This is a genomic window from Chryseobacterium sp. 2TAF14 (assembly GCF_052115105.1).
Lineage (GTDB): Bacteria > Bacteroidota > Bacteroidia > Flavobacteriales > Weeksellaceae > Chryseobacterium.
This window is the reverse complement of the sequence record NZ_JBFRGA010000206.1, coordinates 1-4,456: the sequence shown is the minus strand read 5'-3', so window position 1 is coordinate 4,456 and position 4,456 is coordinate 1. Positions and strand designations below refer to the sequence as shown.

The following is a 4,456-nucleotide window of genomic DNA, read 5'->3' as shown; positions in this document are numbered from 1 at the left end:
TCCTTATACGTTCCGTGTAAGTGTAGTTCTTCCGGGTTTTGCGTACCGTTTCCAGGATCCTGATTTCAGACGTTATGCCGAGATGGTCATCAGACAAGAAATTCCGGCGCACGTTTTAGCAAAAATTTGCTGGGTCGGAGATCGTTTCAGCGATAAAGAAACTGCTCAGAACGACCTTGCCGGCTTTGAAACTGCATTTAAAAAATATCTGTCAGATAAGGCTAAAAACAATACTGCCGGCTTAGGAGAAAGCATCCAGGATGTTGTTTTGGCTCTTACTTACCTCAACAATATTTACAGACCGGGTAAACTTCTCGATTGTGCAGCCGAAGATAATGATAACTCAGACGGAAAAATAATATTAGGACAATCAAACATATAAAATCTAAAAACAATGAATGCTAAATTAAATAATATAACAACCCAATATAGAAAGTTTAATCCGAGTCAGGTTTTAACGGAAAGCCAGCTAAACGAATTTATAGATTATTTCGAAGATCAGGACAGGCTTTCAAGAACTCGTCTGAGCGGGGTAGGTATCGTGTGTGGTTTTAAATCAACCTACATAGAATCTGCGACTGATGCATCTCTTATTGATACTCTTGAAATTACGCAGGGTTCCGGTGTTACAACAGATGGAGACTTGGTAACGCTCCGCCAAAAAGGAAGCATAGCTTCAGAAGCAACGATCAATTTTGAGGCTAAAAATTACAAGTATTACAGAGAATATACAGATCCGGTAGGATATGATCATTTTCGTATTTTAGAACAGCCGGAAACTTTTTTAGAGCTGATTACACAGCAGGAATACCAAGCATTAGGTGCAAATAATGTTGGTTTTAAATTGTTAAAAGACATTCGCAGCACTTTACATGATAAAGTGGTCATACTGTATCTGGAAAGTTATTCTAATGAAGAAAATCCTTGCCAGGATGCCGATTGCGACAATGCCGGAGCAGAACAGGTTTCTAATCTGAAAGTACTTTTGGCAGATTCAGGCTCTGTTTTAAATCTTATTAAAAATGGTGATGCAAAAGACAGTATTTATACTGCTCACAATGATTATGAAAAACTTTTTAATGGCTTACCTAAAATAGAGGCAAAAAGAGTGATCCTGGATCCTGCTGTCGACACAACATTTGAGCTGAAAACAAGATTTCAGAATGCTACTGATACTTCTGTTCAGCTAAACAATGGTTTTGGAGCAATTGCAAAGGCATTCAATGTGAATGTTAATCTGGGAGGTCAGACATTGCTGAATAAACTGAATTCTCTATTTCAAAACACGTCACCAAGATTAGAAGATTACCAGTATCGCTATGATCTGCAAAAAGATTTGATAGATACCTACAACGAAATAAAAGATCTGATCTTACATCTCGATTTTGAATGTTGTCCGCAAGTGGCATCATTCCCTAAACATCTTATGTTGGGCTATGTTGGTGCAAAACTTGAGTTAGGAGATGAGAACCTTTATCGTCACGATTTTTATCATTCGCCGATCACTACAACAGATGACGAGAATTACGAAAAAATTGTAATGCTTGCCAATCGTTTTGTACAGAAGATAAATGCATTTCAGGCTTACATCGGACCTATAAAAATTACGCCTTCACGTCTTAATGTAAGATTGGGTGACAAAGCAATTCCGTATTACTACAATGTAGACAAACAATTATTGGGTAAATGGAATTTTGAAAAAACAAAAACCGACAGAGAGGCTTATAATCTGAGTTATCATACTGCAAATTTAGCTACAGATGATTTTGTACAGAATCCTTTGAATTATAATATTGATGACAACGATTTTTACAGAATTGAAGGTCATTTAGGATTGCCTTTTGAAACCGCATATCAAAACATTACCGATCTTAAAAAACAATACGGATTGGCTTTTGACGTCATCGTTCTGCTTTTGAATAAAGATGAAAAAGCTGATTCTGTCGCAAAATTAACCGAGATAAAAACACTGTCAATAGAAGAGCTCAGAAAGCAGGTGGTACTTATTTCCAGCGATATCAGCAGAGAAAAAACCGATTCGAAAAGCGCTTTGCTTACCTTGTCTAAATTAGACAGCCAATTGAAATTATTAAACAAAGTTGATTTTGTAAGAGCTGCAGATCCTTCAAAAGAAGAAATTACCATTGTAAAAGAAGATCCAAGAAAAGAGGAAATTACGAGCGAACTTTTAAGCGAATTCTTAGAAAGAAAATCAGGATTAGAACATTTAGGAGGTGTAGAAAAAGGCGGCGCTTTCGTTTTAATTTGTGGTTCGGGTACAAACAATCAGGTTCTTGCAGACTTCTCGTTGCCTTACCTGTGCTGTTCTAAAGAAAAACCAAATGTTCCGCCTATTGCTATGGATGATAAAGCTTCTTGTATGCTTGGTAAATCTGTGGTTATTCCTGTGTTGAGCAACGATTATGATGCAGACAACGATATTTTAACTGTCGTGAAAAAGACAAACCCATCTTACGGAACGGTAGTTTTAAATACTGATAATACATTCACTTATACGCATGATGGCTCGTCTAATCTTTCAGATTCGTTTACTTATTGTGTAAATGACGGTAAAGATGACAGTAATATTGCGACGGTATTTATCAATGTTAAATCTGCTCCGGTGGCAATAAATGATCACGCCTCGACAGGAAGTGGAGGAGAAGTATTTATTTCTGTGAAAGACAATGATTATGATTTAGGAAATACACCGTTAACCGTATTTATAAAAACACAGCCTACTTACGGAACTGCAACTTTGATGGCCGATGGTAAAATAAAATATTCTCATAATGGTACTTCAACTGCTCTTACAGACTCGTTTACGTATTATATAAATGATGGTGAATTTGACAGTAATATCGCAACTGTTACCATCAGTATTGCACCTCCTCCATGTAATTCAGGGATGGATGTAGTATTCATCTTTGATTATACAGGAAGTATGGGAGGTCAGATTGAAGCTGCTAAATCAGGTGCTGAAAGTATTATCACAACCATAAAAGCCGAATCAGGAAGTAATGCTTATCGATTAGGTATTGTATTGGCAGATGAAAACAACTCGGGAACAGTATCGAGATATCATACAGCTCCTGCATATACAAGCTTACCTTCTTCCAGAAAATACATAAACGATGGAGTTGGCTCAAGCTTCCAATGGATTACTGCGATGGAAGTAATGTCTGCCGATAATAATGAAAACTCATTTAAACTTCAGCTGGATAAACTGAATAATCCGGGAGGTGGATTAAGTCTGGGATCAGGAGTTGGAGGTCCGGAACCTACAGATATGGCATTAAGCAGAGTAGTGGAACACAATTTTGCCGGAACATTTAGAAATAATGTTGCAAAATACGTAATCATAATTACAGACATCACTCCTGGTGGTAATGATGATAATGCTACTTCTGCTGATGTTGACGAACTGAATAGATTAAAAGCTGAATGTGTAAGAAAATCTATTAAAGTAATTGTACTTGGCAGTGGTGTTAACAGTCAGATCGGCGGAAAATATATCTGGAGAGATCTGGCGGATGGTACAGGTGGTTCTTGGAACTCAAGTTATAACGCAAGCGCTATTCAATCTGCCATTATAAATGGTTGTGGAGGTGAAAGATAATGCAAAACCTCTCACAATTTAGAATACTAGATTCTAAAAGTGATAGCATACTTCTTAGGTAGATTAATTTCTGCCTGAGAAGTTTTAAAAATCACCTTAATAAATCATTAAAAATGAAATATAATGAATAATCAATTAAGCAATATATCAACCCAATACCGAAAATTTACCAAAGGACAGTACGTAAAATCTCCTCAATTCAACGAGTTTTTAGATTTTTTTGAAGACCAGGATCGTTTGTCTAAGGTAATGTTGCAGGGAGTGGGTATTGTGTGTGGTCTTAAACCACAACCTGTTTATGTAAGGGGTCAGTTAAACAGCATACAGCTTTCTCAGGGAGTAGCTCTTACAACAGACGGAGATCTGCTCACTTTAAATAAAACAAGCGAGGTAAGTAAAGAATTGTATGTAAGCGATTTAAAGACCATTAAAATAGAAAGCAGAGATTACACCCATTTTAAAGTGTATGATAATTTCAAAGTAAGATATCCTGCATTTAGCATTGGAGCCACCGCTCAGATTGATCTTTGGGAACTGGCAACTGCTGAAGAAGCAGATTCAGATTTTAAGACGGTTAATAATCTTACAAATTTAGAAGGCAAATATCTGTTGCTGTATTTAGAAAGTTATGAAAAAGAGATCAAACCTTGTAGAGGTGTAGATTGCAACAATCACGGTATTCAGCAGATCCGGAACCTTAAAGTTTTAGTAACCACAGCAGACGGAATCAAGTATATTCTTGAAAAAGATAAAATTCAGAAACATCCTTTATTTATAAAAGATATTCTGAAACCTGTAAAGCTGGAAAGAGTCATTGTTGAAAGGCTTATTTTAGAT

General features: G+C 36.5%; 1 protein-coding gene and 2 pseudogenes. All 3 read left to right on the top strand.

Annotation, left to right across the window (positions count from 1 at the left end; genetic code table 11):
* Window positions 1-382, top strand: a pseudogene (locus tag AB4Y90_RS15855) (hypothetical protein); the annotation flags it as partial.
* 12 nt (window positions 383-394) lie between these two features.
* Window positions 395-3,619 carry an Ig-like domain-containing protein gene (locus AB4Y90_RS15850; protein ID WP_441558550.1) on the top strand — a complete coding sequence of 1,075 codons (3,225 nt, stop codon included), beginning with the start codon at window positions 395-397 and terminating at the stop codon, window positions 3,617-3,619.
* 123 nt (window positions 3,620-3,742) lie between these two features.
* A pseudogene (locus AB4Y90_RS15845) lies at window positions 3,743-4,456 on the top strand (hypothetical protein); the annotation flags it as partial.

Bases quoted from the DNA above. Each gene is read 5' to 3' on its own strand.
- AB4Y90_RS15850 (WP_441558550.1), top strand. From the start codon at position 395: ATGAATGCTAAATTAAATAATATAACAACCCAATATAGAAAGTTTAAT.